This is a genomic window from Variovorax sp. CCNWLW225, assembly GCF_037204045.1.
GTDB lineage: Bacteria > Pseudomonadota > Gammaproteobacteria > Burkholderiales > Burkholderiaceae_C > Variovorax.
The window spans coordinates 845,353-861,128 of sequence record NZ_JBBCBV010000001.1 but is presented as its reverse complement, the minus strand read 5'-3'; the positions used below and the strand labels follow the sequence as shown (position 1 = coordinate 861,128).

The 15,776-nt window shown below is 67.8% G+C and carries 13 protein-coding genes; 5 read left to right on the top strand and 8 right to left on the bottom strand.

Annotation, left to right across the window (positions count from 1 at the left end):
- Position 1: 1 nt before the first annotated feature.
- From mnmH to V9L20_RS04150, 5 genes are read right to left on the bottom strand one after another with little or no spacing between them, the layout of a single operon-like run.
- Entirely contained in the window at positions 2-1,075 is a 1,074-nt protein-coding gene (gene mnmH / locus V9L20_RS04170) for a tRNA 2-selenouridine(34) synthase MnmH (protein WP_337295594.1), read from the bottom strand.
- Positions 1,068-1,871 (bottom strand): phosphonate ABC transporter, permease protein PhnE, encoded by an 804-nt coding sequence (phnE, locus tag V9L20_RS04165; RefSeq protein ID WP_337295593.1) that lies wholly within the window; start codon positions 1,869-1,871, stop codon positions 1,068-1,070. Before phnE ends, mnmH begins: the two co-directional genes overlap by 8 nt.
- Positions 1,868-2,719 (bottom strand): PhnE/PtxC family ABC transporter permease, encoded by an 852-nt coding sequence (locus V9L20_RS04160; RefSeq protein WP_337295592.1) that lies wholly within the window; start codon positions 2,717-2,719, stop codon positions 1,868-1,870. The genes phnE and V9L20_RS04160 overlap by 4 nt, the downstream gene beginning before the upstream one ends.
- Complete coding sequence (locus V9L20_RS04155) at positions 2,716-3,555, bottom strand: phosphonate ABC transporter ATP-binding protein (RefSeq protein WP_337295591.1); 840 nt, start codon at positions 3,553-3,555, stop codon at positions 2,716-2,718. The genes V9L20_RS04160 and V9L20_RS04155 overlap by 4 nt, the downstream gene beginning before the upstream one ends.
- Before the next feature lie 31 nt (positions 3,556-3,586).
- On the bottom strand, positions 3,587-4,444 hold the full coding sequence (locus tag V9L20_RS04150) for a putative selenate ABC transporter substrate-binding protein (protein ID WP_337295590.1): 858 nt from the start codon (positions 4,442-4,444) through the stop codon (positions 3,587-3,589).
- Positions 4,445-4,563: 119 nt separating this feature from the next.
- Between V9L20_RS04150 and selD the strand changes: the two genes are divergently transcribed.
- From selD to V9L20_RS04130, 4 genes are all read left to right on the top strand, one after another.
- On the top strand, positions 4,564-5,643 hold the full coding sequence (gene selD / locus V9L20_RS04145) for a selenide, water dikinase SelD (protein WP_337295589.1): 1,080 nt from the start codon (positions 4,564-4,566) through the stop codon (positions 5,641-5,643).
- Between the two features lie 101 nt (positions 5,644-5,744).
- Positions 5,745-6,218, top strand: a complete 474-nt coding sequence (locus V9L20_RS04140; protein WP_337295588.1) for a hypothetical protein — start codon at positions 5,745-5,747, stop codon at positions 6,216-6,218.
- Between the two features lie 13 nt (positions 6,219-6,231).
- The gene (locus tag V9L20_RS04135) at positions 6,232-6,675 is read left to right on the top strand and encodes a ribonuclease HI family protein (RefSeq protein ID WP_337295587.1); all 444 of its coding nucleotides are present in this window, start codon (positions 6,232-6,234) and stop codon (positions 6,673-6,675) included.
- Between the two features lie 41 nt (positions 6,676-6,716).
- Positions 6,717-6,965 (top strand): DUF3297 family protein, encoded by a 249-nt coding sequence (locus V9L20_RS04130; protein WP_337295586.1) that lies wholly within the window; start codon positions 6,717-6,719, stop codon positions 6,963-6,965.
- A gap of 48 nt (positions 6,966-7,013) precedes the next feature.
- Here V9L20_RS04130 and V9L20_RS04125 read toward each other — a convergent pair whose 3' ends face one another.
- Together V9L20_RS04125 and V9L20_RS04120 are read right to left on the bottom strand one after the other, a co-directional pair.
- Positions 7,014-7,346: a c-type cytochrome gene (locus V9L20_RS04125; protein ID WP_443098536.1), complete on the bottom strand. Its 333-nt coding sequence runs from the start codon at positions 7,344-7,346 to the stop codon at positions 7,014-7,016.
- A 55-nt stretch (positions 7,347-7,401) separates the two neighbouring features.
- Positions 7,402-13,410 carry an alpha-2-macroglobulin family protein gene (locus V9L20_RS04120; RefSeq protein ID WP_337295585.1) on the bottom strand — a complete coding sequence of 2,003 codons (6,009 nt, stop codon included), beginning with the start codon at positions 13,408-13,410 and terminating at the stop codon, positions 7,402-7,404.
- A gap of 154 nt (positions 13,411-13,564) precedes the next feature.
- On the opposite strand from V9L20_RS04120, the gene opgC reads away from it, so the two are divergent.
- A complete protein-coding gene (gene opgC, locus V9L20_RS04115) occupies positions 13,565-14,707 on the top strand; it encodes an OpgC domain-containing protein (RefSeq protein ID WP_337295584.1) in 1,143 nt (380 codons plus the stop codon).
- 6 nt (positions 14,708-14,713) lie between these two features.
- Here the strand turns inward: opgC and V9L20_RS04110 are convergent, their stop codons facing one another.
- Positions 14,714-15,529, bottom strand: a complete 816-nt coding sequence (locus V9L20_RS04110; protein ID WP_443098535.1) for an SGNH/GDSL hydrolase family protein — start codon at positions 15,527-15,529, stop codon at positions 14,714-14,716.
- Positions 15,530-15,776: the final 247 nt, after the last annotated feature.

The following is a 15,776-nucleotide window of genomic DNA, read 5'->3' as shown; positions in this document are numbered from 1 at the left end:
GTCACCCAGCCGCGTTCAACCGCAGAATGGCCTCCGCCACGGCCTCGATGCCTTGGTCCGTGAGGTCCGGCGCAGCCACCTGCTGGCGCAGCGGCCACTTTTCGAAATGGCGCGCCTGCGAGCGTTCATAGTGCGGATCGTAATGAAGCGCCATCAGTTCCGCAAAAAGCTGCGGCAGGTCGCCCGCCATCGCCCATTCCTGCCAGCGCTGCACCACGGCCTTGCCTTGCATTTCCTTCAGCCTGCCTAGCTGTTCCGCGAGCGCCGCGCGGTCGTCGCCCAGGTAGGCATAGTCGCGCAGCAGGTAGTCGAGCCGGGCGGCCGCATCCGCTTGAATTTCGATGCATGCGGCGGCGCGCATGTGCGCGACCAGGGGAATGGGAACCGAGAGCCTGCCGATGCGGGCGCTCTCGCCTTCCACATACAGCGTGCGCGAGAGGTCGAGCGCACCGAAGCAGGTGGCAATGCGCGTTTCGAACTGCTTTTGCGACGGCTGCGGCACGCCGGGCAGGGCGCCCAGCAGCGAGCCCTTGTGGCTGGCGTAGTGTTCCAGGTCGAGCACCTGCTCGCCGCGCGCGGCCAGTGCCTGCAGCACGCGCGTCTTGGCGCTGCCCGTGGCACCGCAGATCACCTTGAGCCGAAGCTTCGGCACCGCGGCCTCGATTTGCGCCAGCACATGGTGGCGAAAGCTCTTGTAGCCGCCGGCAAGCTGCTGCGCGTCCCAGCCGACCAGGCGCAGCCAGGTCACCATCGAGCCGCTGCGCAGCCCCCCGCGCCAGCAATACACGAGCGGCCGCCAGTTGGCGGGTTGCTCGCCGAAGCGTTCGCGCAGGTGCCGCGCGAGGTTGGCGGCCACCATGGCGCCGCCCACGCGACGCGCCTCGAATGCGCCGGTCTGCTTGTAGATGGTGCCGACGATGCGGCGCTCTTCGTCGTCGAGCACCGGGCAGTTGATGGCGCCGGGAATGTGGTCGAGCGCAAACTCGGAAGGCGAGCGCGCATCGATGACGGTGTCGAACCGGTGCAGGTCGGCCACGCGCGTGGGCTGGTGGCGCGGGTTGTCGTGCTCACGCATGGGCGTGCCCCAGGTTGCGCCGCAGCCGGCCGCTTGCCAGGTCGACAAGCGCCACCAGGACGAACATTGCAATCAATACGGTCATGGCCTGCTGCTGTTGAAAGATCGACAAGTGAAAGTAGAGAAGCTGGCCCAGGCCGCCGCCGCCGACAAAACCCAGCACGGCGGCCATCCGGATGTTCATTTCCCAACGATACAGCGCATAGGCCACCCATTGCGGCAGCACGAGTGGAAGGCTGCCGTAGGCGAAGGCCGCTGTCGCGCAGCTGCCGCTGAGCGACAGCGCCTGTTCAGGCTCGCGCGGCGCATTCTCCAGGCTTTCGGCGAACAGGCGGCCCAGCACGCCGGTGGTGTGCAGCGCGAGCGCGAGCGCACCGGCAAACGGGCCGATGCCCGCGGCCAGCACCATGAGCGCGGCCCACACCAGTTCAGGCACGCTGCGCAGAAAGTTCAGAACAAAACGGCAGCCCTGCCGCACCAGCAGGCCCGACCTGCCCGAGGCCGGCAATGCCAACGCGGCGGCTCCCGCGGCGGCCAGCAGTGTGCCCAGCGCCGAAACGGCCAGCGTCTGAAGCGCGCCCCACGCCGTCTTGGTAAGGAAGGCGTTCGAGAAATCGGGCGGAAAAAACTCCGCAATGAATTTGCCCATGAAGCCGATCGACTCCGCCGTGAACAGCGCGCGGTAGTCGATGGCCAGATACGCAAAGCTGGCCACCACGGCCGCCAGAACCAATGCCGATGCCACCCAGCAGCGGATGCAGCGAGGCGGCCTGGCCAAGTCGACGTGCCCGTTCATGCCAGCAACCGCCGCAACGCATTGCTCAGCGCATCGGCGAGCAGCACCAGCACCAGGAACACCAGCAGGATGCTGCTGGCTTCGCCGCCGTTGAGCATCTTCATCGACTGGTCCATGAGCTGGCCCAGGCCGCCCGCCCCCACGAAACCCATCACGACGGAAGCCCTGACGGCGCATTCCCACCGGTACACCGTGTACGAGATGAGCTCCTGCGCGCAGTTGGGCAACAGGCCGTACACCAGCGCGGCCAAGCGGCCGCTGCCGCTTTCCATCAGCGCGCGGGCGGGCCGCGTGTCGGTCGATTCGAGCACCTCTGCGTACACCTTGCCGAGCATGCCGCCATAGGTGATGGCCAGCGCCAGCACGCCTGCTGCGGGGCCCAGGCCGAGCGCACGCACGAAGACCAGCGCCCAGACGATCTCGGGCACGGCGCGCAGCACCATCAGCACCGAGCGCCCGGCTTGCCGCACCATGCCGGCCTGCACGCGGCCCGGCCCGGGGCCGATGCGCGACACCGAAAGCGCGCGCGTGGTGACAAAAGCCAGCGGAGCGCCGATGACGAATGCCAGCGCCGTGCCTGCCGTGGCCATCGCCAGCGTCTCCAGCGTGGCCTTGCCCAGCATCGCGAGAAAGTCCGGTGCGGTTTCGGGCGGCAGAAAGCCGGCCAGAAAACCGCCGATCACCTGCAGGTTGCCGGGCGCGAACAGGGCCGAGGGCGCGAAGCCCGACAGCTGCAGCATGGGCCACGCAATGATGAGTGCGGCCAATAGCCACACCAGGCGGCGCCGTGCCAAAGGGTCGCGCAGCGCGGGCGGCGTATGCGGCGGCAAAGGCTGCGCGGTGCTCACAGGCAGTCCGGCCGTTCGATGGTGTTCACGGCGTCCGGAGCGAGCGCGCCGGATGCGATGTCGAGAGGCCGTTCCCGTGCCTGCATCGGCAGTCCGCCTTCGCTCGCATAGAGCGCGGTGAGCATCGACTCGGTCACATTGCCCACGGGCTCGTCGAACACCACCTGTCCGTCGCGCATGCCCACGATGCGCGGAAACCAGCGCAGCGCCAGGTCGACGGCATGCAGGGAGGCCACGAGGGTGGCGCCCGTGGATTCGCTCTGGGCCACCAGCTGCTGCAGCGTGGCATCGGCCAGCGTCGGGTCGAGCGCGGACACCGGTTCGTCGGCCAGCAGCAGCGCGGGCCGCTGATAGAGCACGCGCGCAATGCCCACGCGCTGCAGCTGGCCGCCGGAGAGGCGGTCGCAGCGGTCGAACAATCGGTCTTCGAGCGAGAGGCGCGCCAGCACCTCGTGCGCGCCCGCAAGATCCGAAGGGCGCAGCAGCGAAGCCAGAGCGCGCATTGCGCTCCACTGCCCGAGCCGTCCCGAGAGCACGGCGGTGACCACGCGCAGGCGCGGCGCAATCGGCGGGCTCTGGTGCACGGTGCCGATGCGCGATCGCAGCCGGCGCAATGCCGGCGCGGCCAGCCGCCATGGTGCTTCGCCGAGCAGCTGCACCGCGCCTTCGCCGGGCCGCAGCGCGGCGCCGAGCACGCGCAGCAGCGTGGTCTTGCCCGCGCCCGAAGGCCCGATAACGGCCACCCGGTCGCCGGCGCGCGCGGCGAACGACACGCCTTGCAGCGCGCGATGGCCGTTCGGGTGAACCAGCCCGACTTTGTCGAGCGAAAAACTCACGCGACGGCTCCGGTGGCGCGCCGCAACCGCATCACTTGACCAGTCCGGCCGACTTGGCGGCGGCTTCGATGCCGTCGTAGTTCGACGACTTGGTGGCAATGAACTTGCTCGCGCGCTGAAGGTTCATGATGTCTTTCATGGCGGGGTTGGCCGGGTCCAGCTTCAGGAAGGCTTCGGTGAGCTTCTTCGTCAGTGCCGGGTCGAGGCCGGGGCGCACCGTCCAGTTGTAGTCGTAGTAGGTGGGCGTGGTGGCCAGCACGCGCACCTTGGCGGCGTTCGGGTTCTTGCTTTCGACCAGCTTCTCCCACACCGACGCATTCAGCACGCCGGCTTCGGCGCGCGAGGCGGCGACGAAGGCCACGGTGGCGTCGTGCGCGCCGGAAAACGCGACCGTCTTGAAGTCCTTTTCAGGGTCGATGCCGGCCTGCATCAGGAAGTAGCGCGGCATCAGGCTGCCCGAAGTGGAGGAGGGGGCGCCGAACGCGAAGGTCTTGCCTTTCAGGTCGGCCAGTGTTTTTGCAGTGCTGTCGGTCGGCACGATGAACTTGCTGGTGAACACCTCGTCTTCCGCGCGCTGCACGATCGGCACCGCGCCGCCGTTGGTGCGAATGCGGGCCTGCACGAAGGTGAAGCCGCCGAGCCACGCCAGGTCGATCTTGTTCGTGGCCAGGCCTTCGACCACCGCGGCGTAGTCGGTCACGGGCGTGAACTGCACCTCCATGCCGGTTTCCTTCTTCAGGTAGTCGCCCAGCGGCGAGAACTTGCGCTGCAATTCGGTGGGCGCCTCGTCGGGAATGGCGGACACGCGCAGCACCTTGCCTTGTGCAAAGGCACCCAGGGCGAAGGCGGACAGCGAGAGTGCAAGGGCAATGCGAAGGAGGTTTTTCATGGAATGGCGCGGCATGGCGCAGGGAGGAAGGGACAACCCTCGATTGTAGAAACCCGCGTTTGGGCGCCGTTTGGGCGTGGCTTCGATAATGGGGGACTGCCCCTGATACGGATTGCGCCATGACCGACACGCCGACGATTTCCCCCCTCAACCCGCTGGCCCCGCTGCGGCTCACCAGCTTTTCGCACGGCGGCGGATGCGGCTGCAAGATCGCGCCCGGCGTGCTGTCTGAAATCCTGAAGAACAGCGGCGGCGGCCTCATTCCGCCGGAGCTGATGGTGGGCATCGAAACCGCCGACGATGCGGCCGTGTACCGCCTGAACGACAAGCAGGCGCTGGTCGCGACCACCGACTTCTTCATGCCCATCGTGGACGACCCGTACGAGTTCGGCCGCATTGCAGCCACCAACGCCATCAGCGATGTCTACGCAATGGGCGGCAAGCCGATCATGGCGCTGGCGCTGGTCGCAATGCCGGTCAACCAGCTGCCGGTGGAAGTCATCGGCGACATCGTGCGCGGCGGGCAGGACGTGTGCCGCGCGGCCGGCATTCCGATTGCGGGCGGCCACACCATCGATTCGGTCGAACCGATCTACGGGCTCGTGGTGATGGGCCTGGTCGACCCGGCCCACGTCAAGCGCAACGCCGAGGCCCGCGCGGGCGACGTGCTGGTGCTGGGCAAGCCGTTGGGCGTGGGCGTGCTCTCGGCTGCGCTCAAGAAAGAAAAGCTTTCGCTCGCCGGTTACCGGCAGCTCATAGAAAACACCACGCGGCTCAACACGCCGGGCATTGCGCTGGCCACGATGCCGGGTGTGCATGCGCTCACCGACGTCACCGGCTTCGGGCTGGCCGGCCATGCGCTGGAGCTCGCGCGCGGCGCCAAGCTCACGGCCACCATCGACTGGCCGCGCGTGCCGCTGCTGGACGGGGTGGCCGCCATGGCGGCGGATGGTTTCGTGACGGGCGCCTCCGGCCGCAACTGGGCCGGCTACGGCGCGGAGATCGAGCTTGCGAAAGGCCTCCCGGCCATGGCGCAGGCACTGCTGAGCGACCCGCAGACCTCGGGCGGCCTGCTCGTGAGCTGCGCTGCCGATTCGGCTGAAGCGGTGCTGCAGGTCTTTCGGCGCGAAGGCTTTGCGGATGCCGCTGTGGTCGGCCGCATGGAGCAAGGCCCCGCGCGCCTGCGCGTGTTGGCCTGAAGACCGTGCGGATGACGCCGAAAGCGCCGAGTTCGAGCCAGAATGATGCCAGGGGCAGACAACAACGCCAGGCTCCGGCAGCCAACAGCGAGGGTCGCATGATGCGCACAACGGTCCTTTTCATTTCGGTCTTTGCAGCCGCGGCCTTGGCGCATGCTGCAGACGTGGTTCGCTGCACCGACGCCAGCGGCGGCATCGTCTACACGCAGGGCCAGTGCCCGCCCGGTACCAAGCTTTCGCGCCAGGTGCCTATTTCCGAGCCGCTTTCGGTGGTGCCGCCCGCTTCGTCCGAAGAAGCGCGCCGCCCGGCCTACACGCCGCCACCACCGAGCGCGGCGTTGCCGCAGCCCCCCGTCAGCAATGTGCCGCAGGGCCCCGCCATCATTCCGCGCAATGTCGAAGAGCCGCGCGTGGCCCCCGAGCCGCCGCCGGTCTACAGCTGGGGGCCCGATCCGTACTACGACGGCGGCCGCCCGGTCATCCGCCCGCGGCCTCCTCGCCCGCAGGACCCGGGCCCGCCACCGGGCCAGCGGCCGTGCCAGAACCTGGCGGGCATCAAGCGCAGCAACTGCTGAGCCGACGCAGCCGATGCAACTTCGCCCGTGGACCGTGTACTGCGATGGCAGCGCCATGCCGAACCCCGGCCGCATGGGCGCCGGCGCCGTCATCACCGAGCCCGACGGCACCCGCCACACCCTGTCTGCGGCCAGCCATGCCATCGGCTGCAACAACGAAGCCGAGCTGAGAGCGCTGACCCTCGCGCTCGAGGAGCTGAAGGCCAGGGGCGCCACCGTGGTGCTGGCCTATACAGACAACAGCATCCTCGTCGAGCAGCTCGGCGAGCCGGCGGCCAAACCTATCGCGCGCATGGCCGGCCTGTTCGAAGATGCCCGCGCGCTGCTTGGCTCGTTCGAAGAAGCGAGCCTGCGGTGGGTGCCGCGGCATCGCAACCACGAGGCCGATGCGCTCGCGCGCGCCTCGCTGGGGTTTGCGCCCAAGGCGCCCGCCAAGGCAACAAAGAAGCGGCGTTAAGCTGCGCGGTTCAGTTTTTCAGATAGATAACCGTTTACTCCATGACCGAAGCCCATTCCCTCCCGCCTCTGCCTGACCACCTGTCTACCGACCCGCGCAGCCCGCACCATGTGGCGGCCGTTTTCGAGCACGACATTGGCATCCGCTTCAACGACAAGGAGCGGCTGGACGTAGAGGAATACTGCATCAGCGAAGGCTGGATCAAGGTGCCCGCGGGCAAGACGGTGGACCGCAAGGGCAAGCCGCTGCTGATCAAGCTGAAGGGCAGGGTCGAGGCGTTCTACCGGTAAAGAACCTGCCGGTGGTCCGATCGGCCGTGATTCACGGCGGGTCGAAGCTCAGGGCGGTGGCGAAGGCTGGGAAAGAACCCACTGCGCGAGCAGCCGCGCTTGCTCTTCCGTGACGCGCGGCTGGCGCGGCATGATGACGCGCCCCCAAGTTCCAACGCTGCCGTTCCGGATCTTTGCTGCGAGTTGCGACGGCGCGGCCGGATCGTTGCGATACCGATCCGCAATCTGGGCGAACCCGGGGCCGACTTGTTTTCGAAGCATGCCATGGCATGCGGTGCAGCCGCGCTCATGCGTCAAGGCACGCATCCGCTCTTCGGCGGCGGTGGCACCCGCAACCGGTGCCATCAATCCGAAGAGCAGCGCGAGCTTGAAAAAACCCATACCCCGAACAATGTAGAAAGCGAGCCGCCGCCGCGTCGAAGGGCGGCGGTCGCGCTTACTTCGCCGCCTCCACCTTCACCCGCGCATTCGGCGTCTCGCCGAACATCTCGGGCGCATACATCGCTTCGACGCGGCTCGGCGGCAGCGCAAAGTCGCCCACGTTGTTGAGGCGCACGGTGTATTCCATCTTCACCACGCCCTTGGGCAGGTACTCGTAGTAGCTGCGGAAGGCTTCGAAGCTGCGCTCCTCGAAAGCCGGCCAGCCGGCACCCGACTTCTTCTCGCCTTGCGTTGCAATCTGCGAATCGCGGCCCAGGCCGCTGCCCAGGATGGTGGCGCCGCCGGGAATCGGGTCGCTGATCACGACCCAGGTCATGTCGGCGCTGGCGTTCACCTCGATGCTCACGCGCAGCACGTCGCCGCGCGTGTACTTGCCCGCGGTGGCTTGCTCGACGGGCGTGATGGTCTTCTTGAGCGCGTAGCCGGCGGCAAACGGCGCCTTCAACTGCACGGCGGCAATCGACTGCATCGTGAGCCACGGCTTGCCGGTGCCTTGCTGCGTGACCAGCAGCGTGTCGCGCACCGGCGCGCCCGAAGGCGATGCCGCCCACGGCAGGAACATGGTGTTGTTCTTCAGGTTGCCCGGTGACGCGGGCGCGCCGAAGAAGGTGCTCTGGTTCGGTGCGCCGGCCGCATCGGTGGTCTTCACGCGATCGACCTTGCTCCAGTCGACCTGCGCCTTGGCTGCGCCGAGCGTGGCGGCGGTGATGCCCGCCACCGGCGTGCTCTCGAACACCTTTGAGAACTTCTCGAGCGCGAGCCCGCCCCACAGGTTGGCGGTGGTGGTGTGCCAGGCGCCGTTCTGCTGGCGGCCGATGAAGCCGTTGGCGAGCTTGCCGATGTCTTCCTTCCATGCCGGGTCGTCCATCACGCTGAGCAGCAGGCGCGCGGTGTTGACGTCGCCGTTGGTCATGAGCCACCACCAATAGTCGTCACGCTCTGTGCTGAAGATGAGCTTGGTGCCCTGGTACGACAGGCGCGCCTTCAGCACGTTGTTGGCCTCGTCGAGGCGCTGCTGACGCTGCGGCACGTCGGGCATGCGCTTGAGGATGTTGAGCCAGTCGATCACCGCGCTGGTGGGCCACTGGTTCGGCGCAATGGTGATGCTGCCGAGCATGCTGGCCTTGGCACTGCCGTAGCGCGACAGGGCCTCGAGCGCGGCGAGCTTGCGCACGTCCAGGTCCTTGCGCGGGCTCCAGAACTCGCGCTGGATGCGGCCTTCGACAAAAGCGATGAGGCCCGACTCCATGGGCGCGCGCAGGTCGTCCGCCAGCGCGAAGGCCGGGTTCAGCGCCGCGGCCTCGTGCGTTGCCGCCAGCAGGTACGAGGTGAGAATGTCGCTGCCGCGGTTGGCTTCGCCGTCGCGTGGCGGAAAGTAGTTGGCCAGGCCGTCGCTGTCCAGGTAGGTCGGCAGCTGGGCCAGCACACCCTGCCACATCTTCGCGTCGCGCAGGCCGACCGATTTGCTGGTCTTCTGCTCGAGGCAGATGAACGGGTAGTTCGCAAACCAGTCGCGCACACCCGGCAGGCCTTCGGCGAGCTTGGGCTGCACGGCGAGCTTGAGGCCGCCGCGGCCGGGCAGGGCGTCGGCGGGCGGTGCCACGTCGATGGTGAAGGGCCCGTCGAGCTGCACCAGCGTGGCCTGCTGCACCGTGAGCGGTACCGAAGGCACGATGCGCTGGCGCACCTTGAGCGCATCGCGCGCGCCGCCCAGCGTGTCCTTGGCTTCGATCTCCCACAGGATGGCCTCGGCGCGCGTTTGCGCAAGCTGCGCGGGAGCGGTCACGGTCCAGGCCACTTCGCGTGCTTCGCCGGCCGGAATGTCGACGGTTTGCGTCTCCAGCGTGAGCAGCGTGGCGCGCGGCGTGGCTTCCACCTTCATCGGCTTCTGCGTGGTGTTGCGCAGCGTGATCTGGGCGCGGAACTGGTCGTCCTCGCGCACCAGCGGCGGCAGGCCGCTGATGATCTGCAGGTCTTGCGTGGCCTCGATGCTGGCTTGGCCGGTGCCGAAGAGGCTGGTGCCCGCATCGGCCACGGCCACGATCTTGAAGGTGGTGAGCGCGTCGTTGAGCGGCACCGTCACCACGGCCTGGCCGTTAGCGTCGAGCACGACCTTCGGGTTCCACAGCAACAGCGTGTCGAGCAGTTCGCGCGTCTGGCCCTTGCCGCCGCCGCCGCCCGCGGGCACGGCCTTGCGCCCGTAGTGGCGCCGGCCGACGATTTCCATCTGCGCGGTGGAGGTGGAGACGCCCCAGCTGCGCCGCTGCAGCATGGCGTTGAGCAGGTTCCAGCTGTCGTTGGGCATCAGCTCCAGCAGGGCCTGGTCGACTGCGGCCAGGGCCACTTCGGCACCCGCCGCGGGCTTGCCGTCGGGCAGCTTGGCGGAGATGGTGATCTGCGCCTTGCCGCGCACGGGGTAGCTGGGCTTGTCGCTGGTCACCGTCACGTCGATCTGGTGTGCGCGCGTGCCGACACGGATCTCCGCCATGCCCAGGCGATAGGCGGGCTTGCTCAGGTCGACCATGGCGGTGGGCGCGACGTATTCCTTGCCTTCGTACCAGAAGGCGGTCCACCATTCGCGCGGTGCCTTGAAGCCCCAGGTGAAGAAGCTGTACCACGGCACTTCACGCAGGCGGCCGCGCAGGGCGAGCACGCTCACATAGGCGTTCGGCCCCCACTCGGGCTTGACCTCCAGGCTCACGGTCGGGTCCTTGCCGTTGAGCTGCACCACGTGCGTTTCGATGATGCCTTCGCGTTCCACCGACACCAGCGCGGTGGCAAAGCGGAACGGGCTGCGCACCTGGAACTTGGCGATTTCGCCGGGCTGGTAGCTCTTCTTCTCGGGCAGCACGTCGATGCGGTCGTTGTCCTCGCCGCCGAACCAGAGTTCGCCCTGCTTGGTCACGTACACCGAGCTGGCGGCGCGGCTGTCGCGGCCTTCGCTGTCGGTGGCGCTGGCCACCAGCTCCACCTCGCCGGCTTCCTTCAGCTCGGATTCGCACAGCAGCAGGCCGCGTGCGTCGCTCTTGCCGCTGCACACCGTGCCGATGTCCTTGGTCTCGGTCTTGTTGTCGTAGGTGTAGAAGCCGCCCACCATGCGCTTGCGGCTGGTGGTGGTGATGCGTGCCACGGCGCGCACATTCAGCGTCACACCGGCCTGGGGCTTGCCCGAAAGATCGAGCGCAAGCGCCTGGTACTTGAGCTTCTGGCTGGTGGAGACCCAGCCTTCGGTCTTGATGCCGGCAATGACCGAGGCGGGCCACAGCGTCTGCGTGCTGCGGATGGTCTGCACCTCGCCGTTCGGGTCGGCGTAGGTGGCTTCGAGCAAGAGCTCGCGCGCGGCCTTGACCTTGGGCACCTTGTCGATGGTGACCTTGCCGGCGCCGTCCTTGTTGAGCGTGAGGGGCAGCTTGTCGGCGACCACGCGGGTGTCGCTGGCGCTGTTGATGTCTTCCTCGCCGCCCGCGGCATCGGCGGCCGGCGTGGCCGCCTGGGCACCGTCGGCCTGCACGCGCGGCGGGCTGAAGCTGAAGGCCTCATGGTCGGCAAAGGCGAGGCTCTTGCCGCGCACCATGGCCGACACGCGCACCGGCAGGTTGGCGGCGCCGCCGCCGGCCACGTAGTTGATCTGCACGTCGGCCGGCACCGCGGTCACGCTCACCAGCGGTTTCTTGTCGGTGGGCGTGATGCGGCCTTCGAGCACCGGCAGGCGGAACTCTTCGACGCGGAACAGGCCGGTGGAGAAGCTCCGGTTGTAGTCGCCGTCCTCTCCCTCGCCTTCGGAGTCGCCGTCGCCGTTGCGCAGCATGACCTCGTACACGCCGAGCTTGGCGGCCGGCGGAATGGCGAAGGTGTTTTCGGCGCTCAGGCCGCCGGTCGGCGTCTTGCGCCATGCCAGCGGCTGCGTAAAGCGCTGGCCGCTGCCGGTGTGGGTTACCACCAGCGTGTCGGGCCGCTTTTCGGGCAGGCCGAAGCCCTTGCTGGTCTGGGTGCGGATCAGGTGCTTCATCGACACCGTTTCGCCGGCGCGCAGCAGCGTGCGGTCGAAGATGGTGTGGGCCACGCGGTCGGGCTCGGCCTGCAGGCTGGTGGGCACGTTGAAGCGCCAGGGCTCGATGCCGCGCTGCCAGTCGCTCCAGGTGAAGGCCAGGTCTTCAATGCCCTTGTCGTCCTTGGCGCGCGCGCTGACGAACCATGCGCCCGCGTTGTAGTCGTCCGGGCCGCTGCAGTTGGGCGCCTCGGGCGCGACGCCCGCCAGGTTGACCACGCCGTTGGCGTCGGTCTTGCCCGATGCGACGGCCACGCCGCGGCAGTCGGACACGCGCACTTCGGCGTTCGGCACCACCTTGCCCTTGTCGAGCGTGGTGACCCACGCCACCGAGTTTTCACGGCCGAGCTTGAAGTGCACGGCCAGGTTGGTGGCCAGCGCGGTGGTGCGCACATACATCGTGCGGCTGGCGCCGTAGCGCTCGTCGAGCAGCGCGTCGCCGAGCTTCTGCGACGCGATCTCGAGCACGTGGAAGCCGGGCGTCAGCGGAATGCCGATGACCTCGAACGGGCGTGGATCGCCGCTCTCGGCCTTGGGCATGTCGAGCGCCTTCACGCCAGGCTGGCCTGCAAGAAGAGACAGCATGCGGGTCTGGATGCGGGTGCGCTCGTTGGAGTCGATGACGGCGGGCAGCGCGCCCTTCACGTCCTTGCGCGCCTGCTCGCGGCTCACGGTGTACTCGTCGTAGCGGCGCACCTTGCGGAACCACGCAATGATCTCGGCGTCCGTCTTGGGGTTCATGTCGCTCACCTTGCCGGGCGTGAGCGCCTGCACCATGAGCGCGGGTTCCACGCGCCGCACGGTCACCGGCATCATGGCCGGTGTGCCGGGCTCGGCCAGCCGCTCGACCACGCCGAAAGGCGAGGCGGCAAACTTGGCCAGCGGCGGCATGGCGCCGGTTGCCACGTTCAGCGGAAAGCTGCCGGGCGAGGCCAGCGGCCGGCCCGATGCGTCCTCGAACTTGGCGGGCAGCTCGACGGTGAACTTGGTGTCCTCGGCGAGCGGCGGGCCAAAGCTTGCAGAGCTGACCACGTCGTCTTCGCTCGGCGTGCCGCCGTCGTTCTCAAGGGTGGCGGCAATCGATTTGCCGGCGCCCTTGAGCTGGATCTGCGAGGCCATCTTGCGCGTGACCGGCGCATTGAATTGCAACTGCATCGGCCGCAGCGGCAGGCAGGCGGCCTGCGCGTTTTCGCGCTCGCAGCTGAACGACACCGCGAACGGCTCGCGCACCTGGAAGCTCAGGCGGCGCTCCACGTTGTTGGCAACACCCGAAGGCGTGGCCACGCCCTTGCCGTAGACGATCTGCACCTTGCTGCCGGGCGTGAGCGTGCGGTTGCACTGCAGCGCAATAAAGCGCAGCGGGTCCTTCGCGGCTTCCTTCTCGCGGCTGAAGGCCTTGAGCAGGCCGGCGCGCTGCTCGCCTTCGAGCAGCCTGACGGGAATGCGCTCGCCAATGCCCTCGGCCGCGCACCACACGTTCTGGCGCACGCTTTCGACGGTGGCCGCGCCGTTGAGCTCGAGCATGAACATCTGCTGCTCGTCGATCCGCCCATAGCTGCCCGGCATGAAATTGCGCACGAACGGTCCGCCGCTATTGAATTGATAGCGTTCGGGCCCGGTCAACTCGCCGCCGCCGCTCGGCTTGAAGGTGGAAATCCGCGTGACGGTGCAGCGCACGCCGGGCGGCAGGTCGTTCTCGAAGTCGTACACCCACTGCTTGGCATCGGTCCAGCGGCCCGTGCCCTTGCCGGCCTGGGCGTCGGTGCAGCTCACGGCCAGCGGCGCGGGCGCCTTGGGGTCGCCGAAATTCACGGCGGCCTGGTCGAACTTGGCAACGATCTGCCGTACGCGCGCCACTTCGCCCTGGGGCGTGAGGCTGGTGATCTGGAGGGCGTGGCCCGGGCCGGCAAAAAAAGCGCTGCCGGCCAGAAGCAGTGTTGGAATGGTTTTTTTCATTTATTCGTTTCTCCACCTTGAAGCACCGCGCAGCGTAGCCGATTTGAAAGGCGGTTCGGCAGTGCCAGGAGTCATATGCCGTGGCTGTCTTCATACAATCGGAGGTGTCGTGCGTGCGCCGCGCGGACCGCCACTAAGACCTCGCCGCCGACCGATGAAACGCTACTGGGAAATAGACGCCTTGCGCGGGCTGATGCTCGTGCTGATGACCGTCACCCATCTGCCGACGCGCCTCACCGATCCGCTGGGGCAGCCGTTCGGCTTCGTTTCGGCGGCTGAGGGCTTCGTGCTGCTGTCGGCCTTTGTGGCGGGCCTGGTCTACAGCCGCATCGGCTACGTGCGCGGCGTCGACTCGATGCGGCAGGCCTTCTGGCGGCGCGTGCTCAAGGTGTATCTGTGCCAGGCGGCGATCCTGCTGTTCCTGTTCACCGTCATTGCCGCGCTCGGGCTGCACATCGACCAGCCGGCCGTGAAGAACCTGGTGTCGTACTACCTTGCGGAGCCGCGGGACGGGTTTCTGTTCGGGCTGCTGCTGGTCTACGAACCGGCGCTGCTCGACATCCTGCCGATGTACATCTTCTTCATGTTGATGAGCCCCTGGGTGCTGGCATTTGCCATGCGGCATGGCTGGGCGCTGGTCATGGCCGTGAGCGCGACCGTGTGGGCCCTGGCCCAGTTCGGGCTCAGCGAATGGATCTACGGGCTGGCCGTGCACTACCTGGGCATTCCGGTGCCGTTCCATGAGATGGGCGCCTTCAACAGCTATGCGTGGCAGTTTCTCTGGTTCGCGGGGCTGTGCATCGGCGCCAGCCGCAACCTGCCCGATGCGCGGCCGATGCGTTTTCCGGCCTGGCTGTGGGTGCCCGCGCTGGCCATTGCGGTTTATGGCTTCTGGTGGCGCCACCACGGCATCAACGGCCAGGCGCCCTTCGGCGGCGACGTGGAGCTGAACCTGCTGTTCGACAAATGGCAGCTGGGACCGCTGCGCCTGGTCAACCTGGTGGCGCTGGGCATCCTGGCGGTGCGCTTCGGGCCTTGGTTCATGCGCAAGATTCCGCGCCTGCACTGGCTCGAGGCCATGGGCTCGGCCTCGCTGCCGGTGTTCTGCGCGCACCTGGTGGCGGTGCTGCTGGTGCTGGCCTTCTACGGCGACAGCCAGACCGCGCGGCCCTGGTGGGGCGATGGCTTGCTGCTGTTGGCGGTTTTTGCCGGCATGTATGCGGTGGCGCGGTTCACGCGCGGGGCCGACGTGCCGCCTCCGGCGGACGATGTGCCGACCGAGCCTGCGCGGGCCTGAGGCCGGTCAGGGCAGGGCAGGCGCCGGTGCCGTCGCAGGAACGGGCATGGGTGCCGGGGCGGGAACTGGGGCTGCCGCCGCAACGGCTCCCGGCAGCCGCGCCGCGATGATCGACTGCCAGAGCCGGTAGCCCTCGTCCGTCATGTGCAGCCTGTCGCTGCGGAACAGCTCCGGCCGTGGCCGGCCGTCGGCGCCGAGCATGGGCGTGAAGACGTCGATGTATTCGCTGTCGGGCAGGCGGTTGAGGTAGGCCGCGATCACGTTGTTGGTTTCGCGCACCAGCGGCATCAGGTGCTCGCGCGAGGGGCTCGGCTTGACGGAGATGAAGCTGATGCGCGTGTTGGGCAGTTCGGCGCGCACCGTGTTGACGAAGCGCGCAAAGCTTTCGAGCACCTGCAGCGGCGTGCGGCCTTCGGCCAGGTCGTTGTCACCGGCGTATACCAGCACCTGCCGCGGCTTGTAGCGCACTACCAGGTCGCGCGCGAACAGGCTGCAATCGGCCATGGTCGAGCCGCCGAAGCCGCGGTTGACGACGCCGGGCACCTGGCGAAAGTCTTGCAGCAGGCTTTTCCACATGCGCACGGAGGAACTGCCCACGAACACCACGCCGCCGGGCGCCGGAAACTGCTGCTGGTCGGCGCGCGAAAAGGCCGCGAGCTCGTTGTGCCAGCGCGCCTTGGCCGCCAGGTATTCGGAAGACGTATCGACCGCCGTGCTGTCCAGCGACTCGTAGGGCAGAACGGCATTGTGGTTCTGGGCGTGCGAGGCGAGTGCCGCCGTCAGCAGCAAGGCCGCGGCCAGCGCGGTTTTGATCGAAGGCATCGGAAACAAGGCGGAACGCAAGTCAGGTGGTTTTTTCAGGCACGGCCCGAGGCTGGTCTTCGGCGCGGGCACGCGAGCGTCCTATTCTGACGCAGTCAGCTGCGGGGCGGCTCTGTCGCACCGGCCCATGCAATCCATTTGCGCTTGGCATGCGTACAAGCATGCGAGACCGTCCGGGCGCACGGCGCCGAGGCACGGACTCGCCTTCACGGGCTCGTCTCTTCATTCACCTCTCGCTCAGGCGACA

Bases quoted from the DNA above. Each gene is read 5' to 3' on its own strand.
- mnmH (WP_337295594.1), bottom strand. From the start codon at position 1,075: ATGCGTGAGCACGACAACCCGCGCCACCAGCCCACGCGCGTGGCCGAC.
- phnE (WP_337295593.1), bottom strand. From the start codon at position 1,871: ATGAACGGGCACGTCGACTTGGCCAGGCCGCCTCGCTGCATCCGCTGC.
- V9L20_RS04150 (WP_337295590.1), bottom strand. From the start codon at position 4,444: ATGAAAAACCTCCTTCGCATTGCCCTTGCACTCTCGCTGTCCGCCTTC.
- selD (WP_337295589.1), top strand. From the start codon at position 4,564: ATGACCGACACGCCGACGATTTCCCCCCTCAACCCGCTGGCCCCGCTG.
- V9L20_RS04140 (WP_337295588.1), top strand. From the start codon at position 5,745: ATGCGCACAACGGTCCTTTTCATTTCGGTCTTTGCAGCCGCGGCCTTG.
- V9L20_RS04135 (WP_337295587.1), top strand. From the start codon at position 6,232: ATGCAACTTCGCCCGTGGACCGTGTACTGCGATGGCAGCGCCATGCCG.
- V9L20_RS04130 (WP_337295586.1), top strand. From the start codon at position 6,717: ATGACCGAAGCCCATTCCCTCCCGCCTCTGCCTGACCACCTGTCTACC.
- V9L20_RS04125 (WP_443098536.1), bottom strand. From the start codon at position 7,346: ATGGGTTTTTTCAAGCTCGCGCTGCTCTTCGGATTGATGGCACCGGTT.
- V9L20_RS04120 (WP_337295585.1), bottom strand. From the start codon at position 13,410: ATGAAAAAAACCATTCCAACACTGCTTCTGGCCGGCAGCGCTTTTTTT.
- opgC (WP_337295584.1), top strand. From the start codon at position 13,565: ATGAAACGCTACTGGGAAATAGACGCCTTGCGCGGGCTGATGCTCGTG.
- V9L20_RS04110 (WP_443098535.1), bottom strand. From the start codon at position 15,529: ATGCCTTCGATCAAAACCGCGCTGGCCGCGGCCTTGCTGCTGACGGCG.